This window comes from Bacillus arachidis, assembly GCF_030285945.1.
Lineage (GTDB): Bacteria > Bacillota > Bacilli > Bacillales > Bacillaceae_G > Bacillus_A > Bacillus_A arachidis.
This window is the reverse complement of record NZ_CP127376.1, coordinates 3,091,543-3,109,534: the sequence shown is the minus strand read 5'-3', so window position 1 is coordinate 3,109,534 and position 17,992 is coordinate 3,091,543. Positions and strand designations below refer to the sequence as shown.

Annotated in this window: 15 protein-coding genes; 11 read left to right on the top strand and 4 right to left on the bottom strand. The window is 36.2% G+C overall.

The annotated features are described in order from the left end of the window. The first annotated feature begins 94 nt into the window (after positions 1–94). Complete coding sequence (locus tag QRY57_RS17560) at positions 95–814, top strand: class I SAM-dependent methyltransferase (protein WP_286015733.1); 720 nt, start codon at positions 95–97, stop codon at positions 812–814. A 51-nt stretch (positions 815–865) separates the two neighbouring features. Here the strand turns inward: QRY57_RS17560 and QRY57_RS17555 are convergent, their stop codons facing one another. Further along, positions 866–1,207, bottom strand: coding sequence for a hypothetical protein (locus tag QRY57_RS17555; RefSeq protein ID WP_026591608.1), 342 nt, complete (start codon positions 1,205–1,207; stop codon positions 866–868). Between the two features lie 140 nt (positions 1,208–1,347). On the opposite strand from QRY57_RS17555, the gene QRY57_RS17550 reads away from it, so the two are divergent. The 4 genes from QRY57_RS17550 to QRY57_RS17535 all read left to right on the top strand — a co-directional run bounded on the left by QRY57_RS17550 (position 1,348) and on the right by QRY57_RS17535 (position 7,814). Continuing rightward, on the top strand, positions 1,348–1,683 hold the full coding sequence (locus tag QRY57_RS17550; RefSeq protein ID WP_286015732.1) for a hypothetical protein: 336 nt from the start codon (positions 1,348–1,350) through the stop codon (positions 1,681–1,683). 338 nt (positions 1,684–2,021) lie between these two features. Next, on the top strand, positions 2,022–4,121 hold the full coding sequence (locus QRY57_RS17545; RefSeq protein WP_286015731.1) for a vWA domain-containing protein: 2,100 nt from the start codon (positions 2,022–2,024) through the stop codon (positions 4,119–4,121). 130 nt (positions 4,122–4,251) lie between these two features. Further along, the gene (locus QRY57_RS17540) at positions 4,252–7,614 is read left to right on the top strand and encodes a tubulin-like doman-containing protein (protein WP_286015730.1); all 3,363 of its coding nucleotides are present in this window, start codon (positions 4,252–4,254) and stop codon (positions 7,612–7,614) included. A 56-nt stretch (positions 7,615–7,670) separates the two neighbouring features. After that, entirely contained in the window at positions 7,671–7,814 is a 144-nt protein-coding gene (locus tag QRY57_RS17535; protein WP_026591604.1) for a hypothetical protein, read from the top strand. A gap of 34 nt (positions 7,815–7,848) precedes the next feature. Here the strand turns inward: QRY57_RS17535 and brnQ are convergent, their stop codons facing one another. After that, positions 7,849–9,195: a branched-chain amino acid transport system II carrier protein gene (gene brnQ, locus QRY57_RS17530; protein WP_026591603.1), complete on the bottom strand. Its 1,347-nt coding sequence runs from the start codon at positions 9,193–9,195 to the stop codon at positions 7,849–7,851. A gap of 657 nt (positions 9,196–9,852) precedes the next feature. Between brnQ and QRY57_RS17525 the strand changes: the two genes are divergently transcribed. The 5 genes from QRY57_RS17525 (at position 9,853) to QRY57_RS17505 (ending at position 15,297) form a co-directional block, all read left to right on the top strand. Continuing rightward, positions 9,853–11,232, top strand: a complete 1,380-nt coding sequence (locus QRY57_RS17525; RefSeq protein ID WP_286015729.1) for an APC family permease — start codon at positions 9,853–9,855, stop codon at positions 11,230–11,232. Positions 11,233–11,440: 208 nt separating this feature from the next. Continuing rightward, positions 11,441–11,695: a DUF1294 domain-containing protein gene (locus QRY57_RS17520; RefSeq protein ID WP_286015728.1), complete on the top strand. Its 255-nt coding sequence runs from the start codon at positions 11,441–11,443 to the stop codon at positions 11,693–11,695. 195 nt (positions 11,696–11,890) lie between these two features. Then, a complete protein-coding gene (gene rarD, locus QRY57_RS17515; protein WP_286015727.1) occupies positions 11,891–12,832 on the top strand; it encodes an EamA family transporter RarD in 942 nt (313 codons plus the stop codon). A 78-nt stretch (positions 12,833–12,910) separates the two neighbouring features. Beyond that, complete coding sequence (locus QRY57_RS17510) at positions 12,911–13,336, top strand: divergent PAP2 family protein (RefSeq protein ID WP_026591599.1); 426 nt, start codon at positions 12,911–12,913, stop codon at positions 13,334–13,336. A gap of 101 nt (positions 13,337–13,437) precedes the next feature. Next, the gene (locus tag QRY57_RS17505; protein WP_286015726.1) at positions 13,438–15,297 is read left to right on the top strand and encodes a terpene cyclase/mutase family protein; all 1,860 of its coding nucleotides are present in this window, start codon (positions 13,438–13,440) and stop codon (positions 15,295–15,297) included. Positions 15,298–15,371: 74 nt separating this feature from the next. Here the strand turns inward: QRY57_RS17505 and QRY57_RS17500 are convergent, their stop codons facing one another. Continuing rightward, entirely contained in the window at positions 15,372–15,521 is a 150-nt protein-coding gene (locus tag QRY57_RS17500) for a YfhD family protein (RefSeq protein ID WP_026591597.1), read from the bottom strand. Between the two features lie 132 nt (positions 15,522–15,653). Here QRY57_RS17500 and fabG point away from each other — a divergent pair, with 132 nt between their 5' ends. Then, entirely contained in the window at positions 15,654–16,394 is a 741-nt protein-coding gene (fabG, locus tag QRY57_RS17495) for a 3-oxoacyl-ACP reductase FabG (RefSeq protein WP_286015725.1), read from the top strand. A 39-nt stretch (positions 16,395–16,433) separates the two neighbouring features. Here fabG and QRY57_RS17490 read toward each other — a convergent pair whose 3' ends face one another. Beyond that, on the bottom strand, positions 16,434–17,918 hold the full coding sequence (locus tag QRY57_RS17490) for an aldehyde dehydrogenase family protein (protein WP_286015724.1): 1,485 nt from the start codon (positions 17,916–17,918) through the stop codon (positions 16,434–16,436). Positions 17,919–17,992: the final 74 nt, after the last annotated feature.

The following is a 17,992-nucleotide window of genomic DNA, read 5'->3' as shown; positions in this document are numbered from 1 at the left end:
GAGAACTAAATCCACCTTAGAAATGCTTTTTTATTTTGCACCGTTTTTTATTTGTATGAATATAGGTAATATAGAAAAAATGAAGGAGAATCCTATGAAACGGAATATATACATTGATTTTTTAGCCTATTATGGAATTGGGAGTGCACACCCTGGTGGTTTTACGTTAACGAAACAGTTATTGGCACAGTTGCCATTACACCGTGAAGCAAATGTACTTGAAATAGGTTGCGGAACAGGACGGACAGCAGCTTATATGAAAAAACAATATGATTATAACGTCACAGCAGTTGAAAATAATGAGATTATGGTTCAAAAAGCAAAAAATAGATGGTTACAAGAACAGTTACAAATTGAGCTAATTCAAGGAAGTGCTGAGAAATTACCGCTTTTCGACGAGCAATTTGATCTTGTACTGGGAGAATCTGTACTTGCTTTCACGAACAAAGAGCAGGTAATTCCTGAATGTTATCGTGTCTTGCGAAAGAACGGGAAACTTATTGTTATTGAAATGATAATTGAAAAGCATATAACAAAAGAAGAGGAGGCTAAAATAATACATTTATATGGAATAAAGGAATTACAAACAGAAACAGAATGGATTGACTTATTTCAAATGGAAAAATTCAAAAGGGTAACAATTGTAGGTGGAGCTACGATTGCGGAGACGATCGCAGGACAAATGGAAGAGCCAGAATGGAACATGTCACAATTTATTCCGACCGAATTGTATGATGCATGGGTACAACACGAGCGAGTATTGCATATGTACCAACATATATTAGGGCACCGGATATTTATTTGTGAGAAATAAAACAGTATATTAAAGGAGTTGACTAAAAATGCAGTCAGCTCCCTTTGTACATTAGATGAAAAATAATGCAGCTAAAGTAATACCAAAAATAAACCCGAAAGCTAATTGAACGGCACCACCGCCACAAAAACCCCTATCGCAACATCTATCAAAACCAAATCCACAATGGTCACATTGACCTATGCCACCGCAACAATCACAACCACCATTTGCATATGCATCATAATATCCAAAACCTGTATCAAAAGATGGACGATGAATTGGCGTAATCCAAACAGAATCATCTGTTACATCAACAATTTTACCAAGATGAATATAACCATCACGATCTTCAATTCGTACAACTTTACCTAAATAACGTCGGCAAGTATTATAACATTTTTGTCTATGCATGTTCTTTCCTCCTTCCGTATTACAGTAATACAATATGTTATTGGGACAAGGGCGGCTTGTATGATTGACCTAAGTTTCATAATTGTTATAAGAAAGGGAAAAGATATGGGAAGAGTGTATGTGAAAAAGGAGTGGGACTTATGGAACCTAAAGATCAATTTCAAACGTATGAAGTGCCTTGGAATGAATTTACGAATGCCCTTCGCAGTGAAATGGAAAAGCAAATAGGAGCAGATGTTATTGACAGAGTCGTTTGTGATTTGAAAGATGGATTTGAAGTGTATACATATATACAAGGAGATTTAGATTTTGAATATAGAGAAACACTTGAACGAAAACTTGGGAGTGATGGAAAAACTCCTAATTTGTTAACTATCATGTTATTAGCAAGTATTTATCGTACAAGTGAAGAGAAGATTCGTTTGCATGCGGATCGTAAAGATAATCCTATTGTTGAAGTATATGTGAAACAGTAAAAACACGCTTTTATAGGCGTGTTTTTTATGTATATGATAGGGTGTAAGGGAATCAAACTTTTTTACAGTGATTTTCCATATGAAATGTAGTAAGAGCTTGTAGTTCTCATTTTTGTTCCATGCAGGCTTGTTTATGTGAAAAATAAATCCTATAAGATGCACAATTAATCGGAATTTATAAGGTAACGCTCAACAGAATGAGATTTTTTATTTTAGTAATATTATTTACATAATTAAATTATGAGAGCCTGTTTGTCTAAAAATACAAGTCATATATCTTGTTTCTCTTCATAAATTTAAACATAGGAATTTGTCTACAAAGGTGGCGAAGCCTCATCATGAAGATTCGAATCTGTGCCACATTCATCTTTTTTCTATTATTATGTTTGAATCCTTTTTTAACTTTTGCAAAAGGAGAGGAGGCAAAAGAAAGGGTCGTTTCACTTGTATATGATGATTCTGGCAGCATGAGAAATAACGATCGCTGGAAATATGCCAATTATGCTTTGCAAAGTTTAGTTGCATTATTAGATGAAAAAGATAAATTTTCATATGTTCCAATGAGTCGTCCTACTGAAGCGTTAAATGTAACGCTGACCAATGAAAAAAGACAAACAGAGATTAATGAAATTGGAGTGTGGAAGAACTATTTAAATACGCCGTTTCGTGCTGTAGAAACAGCAATGCAATCTATTAAAAAGGAAGCAGACATAAATGGAAAACGTGAATTTTGGCTTATTGTATTAACTGACGGAGCATTTAATGAACTCGAAAAAGAAAAGACTGATGGTAAAGAACAAATCACACAGAAACTAGCACAATTTAAAAAAGAAATGGAATCAAAAAAAATATCATTGCATCCAGTTTTAATAACAATGGAAGAAAATTTAGGTCAGCAAGAGCAACAACAGATGAATACGTTCAAAGAAATTTGGAAGAAAGAAATAAATGGCATCATCATGCCAACAAGTGGGGAAGATGGGGTCATTGAGAGTGTAAATCAAGCTGCGGCCTTGGTTGCGAATCGAGATCCATTTTCTTCTGTTGAATCTGTTGTGAAAACGAATATATATGGAAATAAATTAGAGATTACGACACCGTTTCCATTAAAAAGAATGACACTTGTGCAACAATCTTCTAATGTATCACAATATCAAATAGAACAACTTTCTAAACCATTAGCAGTACAATCGTTCTTTTCGATTCATGCACCAGGAGAATCGAAATTATATGGTGGTATTACCCATATTAGTGCTACGAATGGTGAAGTGATGAAACCAGGGACATATACGCTAGAAATTGATAGAGATATTGTGAAAGAAGGGCTGAAAGTACTTGTTGAACCAGCACTTGATTATACCGTTTCTACTTACGATAAAGAGGATAAAGCGAAAAAAAACGTTGAGGAAATGTATGAGGGAACAAAAGCAGTAATCGAAGCGAAGCCGACGGATTTACCAATTCAATCTTCTTATTTTCAAGCAGAAGTAGAACTAGATGGAAAGATGTATCCAATGAAATGGGATAGTAAGGGAAAACGATTCTATTATGAAACACAAGTTGGAAAACAGGCAGTACGTGGGAAAATTCATATGAATATAAAAGGATTTTACAGGCAAACAAGAGAATTCCGAATTGAATCTGTACCTAAACCAAAACTATCTTTACAGGTCATTACGAAAAACTATGAAGAAAAGGTGACAAATTTAGAAAAGAGTAAACCATTTGTCTTGCAACCCTTACTGAATGGTGAACCGATGACAGAAGTGGAAGTAAAGAAACTATTACAATCTACAGGTGTCACATCTCATCAATCGATCAACTACGAACTGCGGAAACATGGCAATCAAATTTATATTTACCCTCGTCCTTACTACTCCGATACATTCAATTTTACAGCTACCGGCACCATAGAAGCTACCATCACTATAAACGATTCAAAGTTACAAGAAGTAAAGAAAACGATTTCGTTTCATATTCAAAATGCACCATTTTGGGAACGTTATTCGCTAATCTTTCAATTCGTAATCCCAGTTGCATTACTATTTTTGCTTGTTGTGATTCTTATTTTAGGATGGATTGTCCGGCCGAGGTTTCATCGGAAAGCAATGTTGTACTACGAATGGGATCAAGAAGTAGCGAAAGATTGGCTGTATCAATCTGAACCAGAATTACTAAGAAACAAGTGGTGGAAACATTATTTTGGTATTCCATTTCGAGCAGAGCGAAAGACTGTGCAATCGGTAACTTTTATAGCAAAAAAAGGATCGAAGTCTGTATTTGTCGCAAAGGAATCGCAAGTGATTGGTATGATTATTGACGGTATGTTTATCACAGAGGAAGAGGCCGGGAATGAGCATAAGACATTATATCCGAATGAGATTTTACTGATTGATCGAGGGTATGGGAAAGAAATTTATCGATACGAATGTGAATAATAGAAAGTTCGAAAAGCCCAGTACTCAAGTAGTACAGCTAAACTTCGTATCCTCCTGGCTGTTGAGCTTCGAACTGCTCGGCTCTCTTTATCCTTCTTTTTGAATACATACTAATAGGAAGGTGGTTCACATGACATTACAAGTTCCAACAATTTTAATTGGCTTAGGTGGAATCGGTAGTACTGTTACTCATCAAGTATATGAAAAGTTACCAGAAGAACGACGTAAAAAGGTAGCGATGCATGTGTTTGATACAGATGTGAATACATTAAGTAAATTTGAGCACATTCGTAAGTTTAAGACACAAACTAGTTCTAGTAAAACACCGCGAGAATATATTGCGGGGGATCCAACGATTCCGGAATGGTTTCCGATGGATCCTACTATTTTAGATAAGCCGTTAACAGAAGGAGCTGGCCAACTTCGTGTCATTTCACGTCTAGCTTTACGGGCAGCGATGAAAGAAGATAAATTAACTGCTTTTTGGCAAGAAATTGAAAAAATATTTCCTGTCACCAGTGATCAAACTGAGTATGGTGTTCGCGTGATTATTGTCACATCGTTAGCTGGCGGCACGGGCTCAGGTATGTTTTTACAAATTGCATTATATTTGCGTGAAATGCTTAGGAAAAAACTGCAGCACCATAACATCTTAATACGTGGCGCGTTTTTAATGCCGGATGTACTTGTCAAGACGCGTACGATTAGTGCGAAAGAGTTTGAAACTGTGCAAGCAAATGGTTATGCCTCTTTAAAAGAACTTCATGCGATTACCCTGGGCTCAACAGGTGAATTATCAAAAAGAGGTGGTGTAACGATTGAATTAGAGTATCGTCCGGATCAAGTAGATGAAGATGGCCGGACGAATCACACGATTAAACAACACCATTTGCCGTATAATTATTGTTTTTTATATGATTATGAAAATTTACATGGTCATCATTTACACAATTTATCAGATTATATGGAACAAATGACAAACACGATTTATTTGCAGTTATTTAGCCCGATGTCTACAAGTCATTTTGCACAGGAAGATAATCAAATTCAGCAGCTTGCAGAATCGAATGGAAAAGCACGTTACTGCGGAGCTGGAACTGCAAAGCTCATTTATCCGTATGAGCATGTGTTAAAATATTGTGCTTTGAAATGGGCCGTGCAAGGCTTAGATGAATCCTGGCTTCATTTAGATCAATTGTTTCAAGAGAAAAAGCAGCGCTATGAACAAGATGTTCGTCGTGGTATGCAACGTGAGAAGCCAGAGCGTGGGAAGAGCTATTTAGAAGATTTAGAGCATCTTGCCACTCGTCCAGAGCAAGCTCATATCTTTTATAGACAGATGTATAATGAAACACGTGAAGGGGCAGAAGGTGGGAAGGTTGGTATTGCAAAATCAAAGTTATTTTTAGAGGCAGTTGAAAGCTATGTACAACGTACTGTACAAAAAGATGAAGAGTTAAATAGATTGCAGCATGAGTGTAAAATTTCGGCCGCAAAACTCAAAATTACGGAACAGATGAAGGGGGAAGTGGCGAGGGTTGATCATGCTGTTCGGTTGTATGCTTATGCAATACCAAGCCGTGTACATGAACATGTGACGACGCTTTTGTATGACATGATAGAATCGGATCGATATGCTCCAAGTGGTTCAGAAGGACAGTCATATCAACTAAACACGTGGTTTTTAAAGAAAACAGAAGCTGTTCATCCGGTGGCTGCTCGTTTCATGTTATATGAAATTCGGAAGCAGTTAATAGAGAAAATGAATCGATTGCATGAGAATAATGAGCAGAAACGTAATTTAATTCAAAACTACGATAAGAAATTTAATGTAAGTAATATTGACGGTACAGTTACAGCAGTGCGACGTGTTGAGCTGGCTCAGCAACAAGGTTGGTTTGGGAAAATGTTCTATAATCAACAGCGTATGTTACGAAAAGAATTTGAAGATATAGTCACGCAATATGTGCATAAATTGAATGAGTATCGTAAAGAAATGTTACTCGAACTTGTTTATCAATCATTATATCAAGCGGTAAACAAAATGATTCAACATTGGGAAAGATTCTTTGATAATTTACAAGAGACACGTGAAAATTTACTGTTTGAAATTCAAAAGCGTAGCAAAGAATTTGAAGGAAAAACAAACCCGACAAATGTATATGTGTTAGCAGATGAAAGGCTGCAAGAAAAAATATGGCAAGATATGCAACAACATTTAAATTTAGGTGTACTGCCAAAGGATATATCAGCGGAGATTTATATGAGCTTGTATGCAGAATATTGCCGTGATGCACAAGCTGAAGAAAGTCAATCTAAGAAGGTAGAGGATTTCTATCGAGAGCATATTTTAACGTATTGCTATGCTGAACTTCAAGTGCGATATCGAGACAAACTAGAGCTCAATATAATTGAAGCATTGCGAAAAGAAGCGGATTTTAAAAAACGTGATCGCAATGAATATGTGAGAGAAAAAATTGAAGACCTTTTCCATCTAGCAAGTCCATTTATCCCGAAAGTATCTCATCATAGAGAGTTACAATATTGGGGCATACATCCTTCGCTAAGACAAGAATTACAAGAAGAACTTCTACAAGAGATGTTTCAAGAAAAGGATACAGTAAATGAAGCATTTTCACCATTTGAAGTAATTTGTTACCGAGCACACTATGGATTATCATTACAAGATTTTCCTAAACTTTCTTCTGGGCATATTGCAAATGGTTTTATGAATGATAAAGGGGATTATTTTCAGTCTTATTATCGTCGTGTGAATAAGTTAAATATTAAAAAATCTAATTTAACGCCGCATTTAGATAAATATTGGCACTTACCAGCCTTTATGCCGGATTTGAATGCAACGCAAACGAAGTTAGATTATGATAAATGTAATCGTGCTCTTCTTTATGCATATATGTACCGGTGGATTAGTCTTGTTGCTGTCGATGGTCAATTTGTCTATCAATATAATGGGGTAGGGCGTAGCTTTTTAATTCAGTCAATGGGGAAAAATATTTCAAGTGAGAGCTATAAATTACACCGTGCATTGCTTCATAATCCGTTTATTTATGAAAATATTTTGTCGCGTTTTGAAGAAGAACAGGAGAAAGCGACACTCCAAGGCGGGCATTTATATACACATGTTTTTGTGTTAGGTGCACAAGATGTAAGATGGCTTAGAAAAGAACATGTCCATAATATTTTAGATATTATTTTAATGTATGATCGAGAGGCAAAGTATGACCCGACGCTTGAGGAAACATCAGATGAATTGTTACGGTTATTTCTTGATGAAATTTTAGTTTATTTCCAAGATTATTATGGAACTGGTGCTGAAATGGTGGCAAAGAAAGAAGCAGAGATGTTTGTAAAACAACTATGGGATCGTTCGTATGCGAAAGGCTATGTTGATCCAAATAGTGCGCCTTATAAAAAATGGCAACATGTACTGCATGTTCAAGATGAGGAACAAGATACAAAAACGAATGTGTAGGATGTAGATAGGGAACCCTTAGTATAGACATATCATTTTTGAAAAGAGGGGTTCAAGTGCCGTTTTTAGGAAGCGTATATCAAATATTTGGATTATATCCGGAGATCTACCATGCGATGATTTCTATGGAAATGCAGGAAGAAGAATTACGTAATGAGCATGTGGAAAAGAACAATACGGAAATAGAAATGGAAGATTAGGAAAAACCATGCAGATTTTTATCTGCATGGTTTTTTAATGATTTGTTTTCGGAGTATTCGTAATGAATTTCATCCGGAATACATAAATGAAGTAACCAATACATCCTCCAACAAATGCAGGACAGATCCAACCTAAACCTGCATCGTATAAAGGAAGAAATTTAGAAAAAGTAACATTGATTGCTTGAATAGGTATATTTGCTGCATTTAGTCCATCAAACAAACTAACGACAAAAGTTAGGAGTAAGCTCCATTGATATACCTCAGTTCTACCTTTAAATATAGGGTGCAAAAACGTTAAAACAATTAGCATAATTGCAAGTGGATATATCGCTGTAAGTACCGGTACAGAAACCGCAATTAATTCTGTCAAACCAAGATTTGCAATCAATGCGCTAAAAACAGAAAGTATAACAGCAAATGTTTTATAAGATATTTTCGGGAATACTTTATGAAAGTATGAAGAGCATGATGTTACAAGTCCGACGCTTGTTGTTAAACATGCAACAGTAATCATTAAGCCTAACAATAAATTGCCTAAAGAACTAAAATAATAATTCGCTACTTTAGCTAATACTTCTCCTCCATTTGTTAGGTGCCCTAGTTTAGATACACTAGCGGCCCCCATATAAGAAAGTGAAGTATAAACAATTGTTAATACAATTGCTGCAATACCAGCAGCCTTTGCACAAACGCTCACTATTTCTTTTTTATCATAAGTACCTTTCTCTTTTATAGCATTGATAATAATAATGCCGAATACAAAAGATGCAAGTGTATCCATTGTTAAGTAGCCTTCTTGGAAACCTTTAAAAAAAGAATTGTTCACAAATTCTTTTGCAGGTGCCTGAATAGGGCCGATTGGTTGGACAAACGCCGCAACTACTAAAATCCCGATGAATGTAAGCTTAATAGGGGTTAAAAGTTTCCCCACAACATCTACAATTTTCGTTGGATTAAATGAGAACCAACATGTAATACTAAAGAAAATGATTGTGAAAATAAGTAATGCAAACGTCTCTGTTCCGTTAGATAAAAATGGTTTTACACCTATTTCAAAAGAAACACTTCCAGCTCTAGGGAGTGCAAATAACGGACCAATTGCTAAATAAAGAATAAATGTGTACACAGCGCTGAACCAAGGATGAACACGGTTCGCTAATGTTTGTAAATCATCACTATTAGAAATACCAAATGCTAGAACGCCTAACAAAGGAAGACCTACACCTGTAATTAAAAATCCAGCAGTAGCAGTCCACACATTATGCCCAGCTGCTTGGCCTAACATAGCTGGGAAAATTAAATTTCCAGCACCAAAAAATAGTGCAAATAACATAAGGCCGATTACAAGGACACGAGAAAAGGGTACTTTATTTGCCAACTTAAAACCTCCATTGAAATAATTCTTTACAATACCATATTGTTACAAAGAAAATTCTGAATTTTAAAATTGTTATATTCACAACGTTTTTTATTATACTAATACGAAATTTATATAGCAACCAAAAATTTATTTTCTGAATTAATAATAAAAAGTAAATGTATGATATGAAATTTATATCATGCAAATAATAGAGTTAAGATACAATCAAGTGACTATAGTTTTTATTTCACAAAAACAATTTCAATTATGAAATAGTGGAGTGCATATGTATCTTGTAGGGGATAGTGAATGGAATATTAATATTAGAAAAATAAATCAGGGGATATACCTGGTAATGAATAGAATTTCATGATTTTAAATTATGAAATAATACTTTTTGTTACATAATTATCCATTATAAAAAGAGTGCTCTTATTATTGACAATTGAATTAATTATATGATAAATTCAATTCTGTTTCTTAGTGATGCATCATTTGCAAGAATATCACATTGTAATTTTAAGTGTATATTTTGAATTTTTGTATTTTTAAAAAATTAGTTTGGAAATAAGTAAAATTTATAGTTATTTAAAAATAATAATTATAAAAATTCTAAAACAGAATAGAAGAGGTTGTACTTAGTAAGGGATTATATTGAAAACGAGGTTTCTACTAATGAGTCTACTAATTAAAAAGGAAATGAATGAAGAAAAGAAAAGGGTGTTGAATCAAACGTTAGGAGCATTTGATTTAACTCTTTTAGGAATCGGGGCAATTATTGGGACTGGTATTTTTGTATTAACGGGTATTGTGGCAGCGAAACATGCTGGCCCAGCAATTGTTCTATCTTTTGTATTGGCTGCGCTTGTTTGTGCCTGTGTGGCATTTTGTTATGCTGAATTTGCTTCTACTGTTCCAGTATCCGGTAGTGTATATTCTTATACATATATTACATTAGGAGAAATTTTTGCTTTTATAGTTGGTTGGTGTGTCATGTTAGAGTATTTATTAGCGACCTCTGCAGTAGCAGCTGGGTGGTCCGCTTATTTTCAATCATTACTTCTAGGATTTCATATTAAAATCCCTACTCTTGTTGCCTCGGCACCGGGCATGGGGAAAGGTGGAATCATTGATTTACCTGCAGTTTGTATTATTTTAGTTGTTACATTTTTGTTAAGTCGTGGTGCGAAAGAAAGTGCACGCATTAACAATATAATGGTTATTATTAAACTTGCAGTTATTGTAGGATTTATTATTGTAGGTGGACAGTATGTAAAACCAGAGAATTGGCAACCATTTTTTCCGTTTGGATTTCATGGTGTTATTGGAGGAGCGGCTACTGTATTTTTTGCTTTTTTAGGATTTGATGCAGTTGCTACAGCAGCTGAAGAAGTGAAACGACCACAGCGCAATGTTCCGATTGGTCTTCTTGTATCGTTATGTATTTGTACAATTCTTTATATTGGTGTTTCATTTATTTTAACAGGAATGGTACCATTTACTGAATTGAATGTAGCTGATCCAGTTGCCTATGCGTTGCGTGTTGTAGGACAGGATAAAATTGCAGGTTTGTTATCAGTAGGAGCCATTGCTGGTTTAACTACTGTTCTTTTGGTAGCTATGTTTGCTTTTGTACGGGTATCTTACTCAATGAGTCGTGATGGATTACTTCCAAGAAAGCTTTCAAGTGTACATAAACGTTTTCAAACACCATTTCTTAATACGTGGGTTACAGGGGTTCTCGCAGCACTTTTAGCGGGGCTTGTAGATTTGAATTTATTGGCAAATTTAGTAAATGTGGGAACGATAACAGCTTTTATATTTGTATGTATTGCGGTAATTGTACTTCGTAAAACACACCCAAATATTGAAAGGCCATTTCGTGCACCATTGGTTCCTTTTTTACCGATAATGTCAATAATCAGTTGTATGTATTTAGCTTTAAATCTTTCTAAATTAACTTTAATCAGTTTTATGATTTGGATTATGATAGGTATTTTGGTTTATTTTGTGTATGCTAAAAAGCATAGTAATGTAAGGAAAAATGGGGCATAAAGTGTATGGGGTGTTAGCCCTCATCAATTTAGCTTTACTTCCTGCGAATAGTGGGATAAATAATTGAAATAGCAGCTGTAGGCTGAAAAGATAGCTTGTTTACAAGTAATTCTTTACTGTCTACAGCGATTTTTATTTGTATATAAATAAAAAATCTATTATTGTACAAAGAATTAAATTAAAAAAGATAGTGAAGTGAGAATTAATAATGTTCGTAAAATGGATGTATATATTGTGTATGAGTGTCATTGCTTTTTCGATGATGGGGCTTGATAAACGTAAGGCTGTGAAAAAACAATGGCGTACCCCTGAAAGTGCATTGTTCTTAGTGTCTGCAGCAGGCGGAGCAATCGGAACGTGGATTGGAATGTATGTTTTTCACCATAAGACTCATAAAAATAAATTTAAAATTGGTATACCGCTTTTTGTTGCTATAACTTCATATGCTATATGGGTGATTTAGGTTGAGGTGATACCAATTAGGTTTCTAAAAGGAGTTTAGCTGTTTTTACTAGGTTCTGAAGCATGTATATATGAATGATAAGTAAGTTGTTTGAAAAGGGAATTATATTGTCGAAAAAGATAGGGAGAGAATATTTGTAAAGGTTTAAAGCTACACCTTATAATGAAGAGAAAAAAGAAGAGGAGAAAAGGGAAGATGGAGAGTCAAAAAGCACTGCAAAAGAAAGGGATTTTATATGCGGCGGGTGCTTATATGATGTGGGGAGTTCTCCCCATTTACTGGAAATGGGTGGGGGAAGTTCCTGCAGAAGAAATATTAGCGCATCGCATTGTTTGGGCATTTGTTTTTATGTTACTAATTTTAGGAGTATCAAAGCGAATGGGGCAATTTCTGAGCGAGCTTGTGAGTCTTTTTAAACGACCTAAATTATTAACATCATTAACGATTGCTTCTATTTTAATTAGTGGGAATTGGTTTGTGTACATATGGGCTGTGAATCAAAATCATATCATTGAAGCAAGTCTTGGTTATTATATTAATCCTCTTGTAAGTATTTTACTTGGTACAGTTGTTTTGAAAGAAAAACTTAACTTTTGGCAATATGTTGCAGTTGGTTTGGCGGGAATAGGCGTTATTATTTTAGCGTTTCGATACGGTTCAATTCCATGGATTGCCCTTTCACTTGCGTTTACATTTGGATTATATGGATTAACAAAGAAGTTACTGAATTATGATGCAATGATAGGACTTACGATGGAAACAATGATTGTGACGCCTCTTGCAGTCGTTTATTTAGTTATGATTGGTGACCATGGTTTTGGTTCGTTTGGTTCTATTTCGTCTACTTCAACGTTACTTTTAATGGGAGCGGGGGTTGTTACTGCATTACCTCTTTTTTATTTTGCCAAAGGAGCACAACTTATTCCACTATATATGATTGGGTTTTTACAATATATTGCACCAACCATTAATCTTGTTTTAGGGGTTTTTGTGTTCCATGAGCATTTTACATCGGCACATATGACGGCATTTTTCTTTATTTGGATTGCACTTTTCATATTTTCGGTCGCTAAAACAAAATTTTTATTGGAGAGGCAACCGAAGTTTCTTAAAAATAAATCAGCAAAAGTATCATAAAGCGTAGTATTTTCTACGCTTTTTTCTTTATACTTATAAGTATAGAATTTCCATTACTGCAAGTAGGGAGCTGGAAAAATGGAAACAATTTTACATAATGATCCACTGATGGCAGCTGTACTCGCTTGGTTTTTGGCGCAACTAGCGAAAGTCATTTTTAAATTAATCAAGGCGGGAGAATTTGATTTCGCACAATTCTTTGCTTCTGGAGGAATGCCAAGCTCTCATTCTTCAACAGTTACTGCATTAGCGACAGGTGTTGGGATGGTGGAAGGTGTAACGAGTGCGGTATTTGCAGTGGCCGCTATTTTTGCAATTATTGTAATGTATGATGCATCTGGGGTAAGACTCGCGGTAAGTAAACAGGCGAAGATTTTAAATGATTTTTTTCACGGTAGACAAACAGAGTATAAGAAATTAAATGAGCTTGTCGGACATACACCATATCAAGTTGTGGTAGGAGCTATATTAGGTATTGTAGTTGCAATTGGATATTGTTTATGAGCAGAACATGTATTTTTATATGTTCTGCTTTTATTTGTTTATACATAATTTTTTGTAAAGTGGAATATCGTATACGGATTTAGAAAGGGTGGGTGAAAAGAGTGTTATTATATGAAAAAGTGCGTCAGGAAGTCAATCGGAAAATTACTGCACTGCAAACGATGCAGCATCAAGACGGAACATGGCGATTTTGTTTTGAAGGTTCTCCATTAACAGATTGCCATATGATTTTTTTGCTTAAATTATTAGGTCAAGATCAAGAAATAGAGCCGTTTGTTGCAAGACTGGCATCTCTTCAAACAAATGAAGGAACTTGGAAGTTATACGAAGACGAATCTGTCGGTAACTTATCCGCTACAATTCAGGCATATGCGGCTTTACTCGCTTCTAGAAGATACACGAAAGAAGATATAAATATGAAACGTGCGGAAGTATTTATTCGTGAACGAGGTGGGATTACACACGCTCACTTTATGACAAAATTTTTATTAGCGCTTCATGGTGGATATGAATATCCTTCGTTGTTTCACTTTCCAACACCAATTTTATTTTTACCCGAAGATTCCCCACTCAGTATATTTGAGCTAAGTAGTTCGGCTCGTATTCACTTAATTCCGGCGATGATTTGCATGAATAAGCGATTTACTGTGTCAAGCACAATACTTCCTAATTTAGATCATATTTCAGGAGTGAGTAAGACGCAGTGGTTCCGAGAAGAACGTTCACCGCTGTTTCAAACGCTAATTAGAGATGTGAAGAAGTTTTTATCATACCCTTTATCTTTGCATCATAAAGGGGACAGGGAAGCAGAGCGTTTTATGATTGAGCGGATTGATGAAAATGGAACATTATACAGTTATGCGAGTGCTACATTTTACATGATTTATGCGCTACTTGCACTTGGGCATTCAATTCAGTCGCCGCTTATTTCAAAGGCAGTATTAGGATTGAAATCTTATATATGGAATATGGATAAGGGATTACATCTTCAAAATTCACCATCTACAGTGTGGGATACGGCTTTATTAAGCTATTCGTTGCAAGAAGCGGGTGTAACGCATGACAACAAAATGATTCAAACAGCAACAGGTTATTTACTGCAAAAACAACATAAAGAGAAAAAAGATTGGAGTGTACATGCTCCATCACTTGAAGCTGGGGGATGGGGATTTTCAGATATAAATACGACAATTCCGGATAATGATGATGCAACAGCTGTACTTAGAGCGTTAGCACGAAGTAGGAGAGGGGATCCAAAAGTAGAAGGAGCGTGGAAGAAAGGAATTCAATGGGTAAGAGGATTGCAAAATATTGATGGGGGCTGGGCGGCTTTTGAAAAGGGTGTAACCAATCATTTACTGACGCATTTTCCTCTTGAAAATGCAAACGATATGCTTACAGATCCATCTACATCAGATATTACAGGGCGGGTATTGGAGTTTTTTGGAAGGTATGCGTCACATGAATTACAAGGTGAACGAAGAAATCGAGCAATAAGATGGCTAATCAATGCACAGGAAAAAAATGGATCGTGGTATGGAAAATGGGGAGTGTGTTACATATATGGTACTTGGGCAGCTCTGACAGGTTTACGTGCTATAGGAGTCTCGCCTAATCACACAGCTTTGCAAAAAGCAGTCGCATGGTTAGAGAATATTCAACATAGAGATGGAGGTTGGGGCGAGTCTTGCAGAAGTAGTATAGAAAGGCAATTTATTTCGTTACCTTTTAGTACACCATCACAAACAGCATGGGCACTCGATGCGCTTATTGCTTATTATGATATAGAAACACCAACCATTCGAAAAGGGATTTCTTATTTACTTACACAATCAATGCAGAATCAAGATTATCCTACAGGCATAGGGCTATCAGGTGGATTTTACATTTACTATCATAGCTATCATTATATATTTCCACTTCTTACTTTTGCTCACTATATAAAAAAATATAGAAAATAAACCGAGAATTTGTCTCGGTTTATTTTTGTTGGTAGTAGGTTCCGATTGAAAAGAACAAGGTAATGAATCATACCTTATTTTTTTGTTGATTGGTGTTTTTGACGTGCATCGGCGGCATCTGCACGAGCGTTTGCTTCTAAGTCATCTTGGTCAGCGAGCTCACGTGAGAACTCGACATCAATGCCATCAGAGGCTATTTTTCGCTTTAAATCCTTTTTGTTCATTCGACACAATCTCCTTGTGTTTATGCTATGTTGCAAGTTTAGTTTGACACAAATAGACTTTTTTATACAAAAAGGATTTGGAAAAGGGAAAGCCGAAATATACAGTATAAGCGATAGAAATGGGGGAGAATAATGGACTTTTTAAATGGGAGAACAGCGGTTATAACAGGGGCAGCACAAGGGATAGGTAAGGAGATTGCTCGTACGTTTGCAAAGCTTGGAGCAAAGGTATTAATTAGCGATGTAAACGAAGAGAAATTAAAGGAAACAATAAATGAATTTTTGGAACAAGGGTATGAAGTGAGTTTATATCCTTGTGATGTAGGTAATCAAAATGAGGCGAAATCATTAATTGAATATGCGGTTCAAACATTCGGCGGGTTACATATTTTAGTGAATAACGCTGGAATTACAAGAGATGCGATGTTACATAAAATGGAGAAATCAGCTTGGGAGCAAGTGTTGCAGGTGAATTTAACGGGTGTGTTTTATTGTATGCAACCAGCACTTCTTTATATGAGGCAGCAACAATTTGGACGTATCATCAATATCTCTTCAATTAGTAGAGAAGGGAATATTGGGCAGGCAAATTATGCCGCAACGAAAGCAGGTCTCATTGGATTAACAAAAACGGCAGCGAAAGAGGTGGGTGGATTTGGTATTACTTGTAATGCCATTTGTCCCGGTTTTATGGATACAAGTATGACAAAGACCATACCAGATAAAGTGAAAGAGAAGATGGTTGGTGCAATTCCAGTTGGAAGAATTGGAACGCCACAAGATATCGCAAATACAGCGGCTTTTTTAGCTTCAGAGTATGCGTCTTATATTACAGGCGAGGTATTAAATGTGAGTGGTGGATTACAAGTTTAATGGGAAAAGAGCCTGACTGCATGAGTCAGGCCCTTTTCGTTAGTTCAGATTCACCCAAACACTCTTCACTTCTGTATAGTTATTTAATGCATAGGATCCCATTTCACGGCCAAGACCAGATTGCTTAAATCCACCAAATGGAGAAGCTGCATCAAATACGTTATAACAGTTTACCCATACAGTACCAGCGCGGACTTTGCTTGCGATATAGTGTGCATGTTTTACATTTTCTGTCCATACACCAGCAGCTAGACCAAATGATGATTTATTTGCACGTTCAATTACTTCATCAATATCATCAAACGGCAATGCGGAGATGACAGGACCGAAAATTTCTTCTTTTGCAATTGTCATTTCATCGTTCACGTCTGCAAATACAGTTGGAGCGACGAAATAGCCTTGTTCGTATGGTTTGTTTCCACCACAAAGTACTTCTGCACCTTCTTCAATACCTTTTTCAATGTATCCCATAACGCGTTTTTGTTGTTCTTCTGAAACAAGAGGCCCAATGGTTGTTTGAGGATCTAGACCTGCACCTTGTGTTAATTTTTTCGAATACAGAACAAGGTCAGCCATAACATTGTCATACATTTTCTTTGGAATAAATAAACGTGATCCAGCGCAGCACACTTGTCCTTGGTTAAACATAACGCCAGAAAGTGCACCTGGGATTGCACGAGATAAATCAGCATCTGGCAAAATAATATTTGGTGATTTACCACCAAGTTCTAATGTAACTCGTTTTAGTGTTTCAGAAGCTTGTCTCATGATTTGTTTACCAACAGGAGTCGAACCTGTAAATGCGATTTTATCAACGAGAGGGTGATTCACAAGCGCTTGTCCAGCTGTTTCGCCAAATCCTGGTACGATGTTGACAACACCATTTGGGAAACCAGCTTCTTCAAATAATTCAGCTAAGTATAGAGCAGAAAGAGGTGTTTGCTCTGCTGGCTTTAGTACAATTGTACAACCAGTCGCAAGGGCAGCACCCATTTTCCACATTGCCATTAGGAGAGGGAAGTTCCATGGGATAATTTGTCCAACAACACCAACTGCTTCATGGCGCGTGTAGTTAAAATATTCACCGGAAACTGGAATAGTTTGACCGACAATTTTTGTAGCCCAGCCAGCGTAATAACGCATATGTTCAATCGCAAGAGGAATATCTGCTGCCAACGTCTCACGGATTGGTTTTCCGTTATCTAATGTTTCAAGTTGTGCCAGTTCCTCTGCATGTTCTTCCATTAAATCTGCAAGTTTGTACATAAGACGGCTGCGCTCGGCGCTACTCATCCGGGACCAAGGTCCTTCATCAAATGCAATCCTAGCAGCGATTACTGCTTTATGAATATCTTCTCGACCAGCTTCCGAAACGATTGCAAGTGTTTCACCAGTTGCTGGGTTAGGAGTTTTAAATGTTTTACCGGAAGCGCTTTCGACGAATGCTCCATTCACATATAATTTTTTTGTTCCTTGAAGAAACTGCTCTACTTTTTCATGAAGATTTACAGCTAGTTGACTCATTGTATAACCCCCTTGGAAATATAGTGTAAACGCAGTGCGAGACGGCGTTTATTCCTGCAATAGGGTTGTGAAAA

Excerpts from the sequence above, each read along its gene's own strand:
- QRY57_RS17510 (WP_026591599.1), top strand. The coding sequence starts at position 12,911 with ATGGAAACAATTTTACATAATGATCCACTGATGGCAGCTGTACTCGCT.
- QRY57_RS17560 (WP_286015733.1), top strand. The coding sequence starts at position 95 with ATGAAACGGAATATATACATTGATTTTTTAGCCTATTATGGAATTGGG.
- QRY57_RS17545 (WP_286015731.1), top strand. The coding sequence starts at position 2,022 with ATGAAGATTCGAATCTGTGCCACATTCATCTTTTTTCTATTATTATGT.
- QRY57_RS17490 (WP_286015724.1), bottom strand. The coding sequence starts at position 17,918 with ATGAGTCAACTAGCTGTAAATCTTCATGAAAAAGTAGAGCAGTTTCTT.
- QRY57_RS17525 (WP_286015729.1), top strand. The coding sequence starts at position 9,853 with ATGAGTCTACTAATTAAAAAGGAAATGAATGAAGAAAAGAAAAGGGTG.
- QRY57_RS17520 (WP_286015728.1), top strand. The coding sequence starts at position 11,441 with ATGTTCGTAAAATGGATGTATATATTGTGTATGAGTGTCATTGCTTTT.
- fabG (WP_286015725.1), top strand. The coding sequence starts at position 15,654 with ATGGACTTTTTAAATGGGAGAACAGCGGTTATAACAGGGGCAGCACAA.
- QRY57_RS17550 (WP_286015732.1), top strand. The coding sequence starts at position 1,348 with ATGGAACCTAAAGATCAATTTCAAACGTATGAAGTGCCTTGGAATGAA.
- QRY57_RS17555 (WP_026591608.1), bottom strand. The coding sequence starts at position 1,207 with ATGCATAGACAAAAATGTTATAATACTTGCCGACGTTATTTAGGTAAA.
- QRY57_RS17500 (WP_026591597.1), bottom strand. The coding sequence starts at position 15,521 with ATGAACAAAAAGGATTTAAAGCGAAAAATAGCCTCTGATGGCATTGAT.
- rarD (WP_286015727.1), top strand. The coding sequence starts at position 11,891 with ATGGAGAGTCAAAAAGCACTGCAAAAGAAAGGGATTTTATATGCGGCG.
- QRY57_RS17540 (WP_286015730.1), top strand. The coding sequence starts at position 4,252 with ATGACATTACAAGTTCCAACAATTTTAATTGGCTTAGGTGGAATCGGT.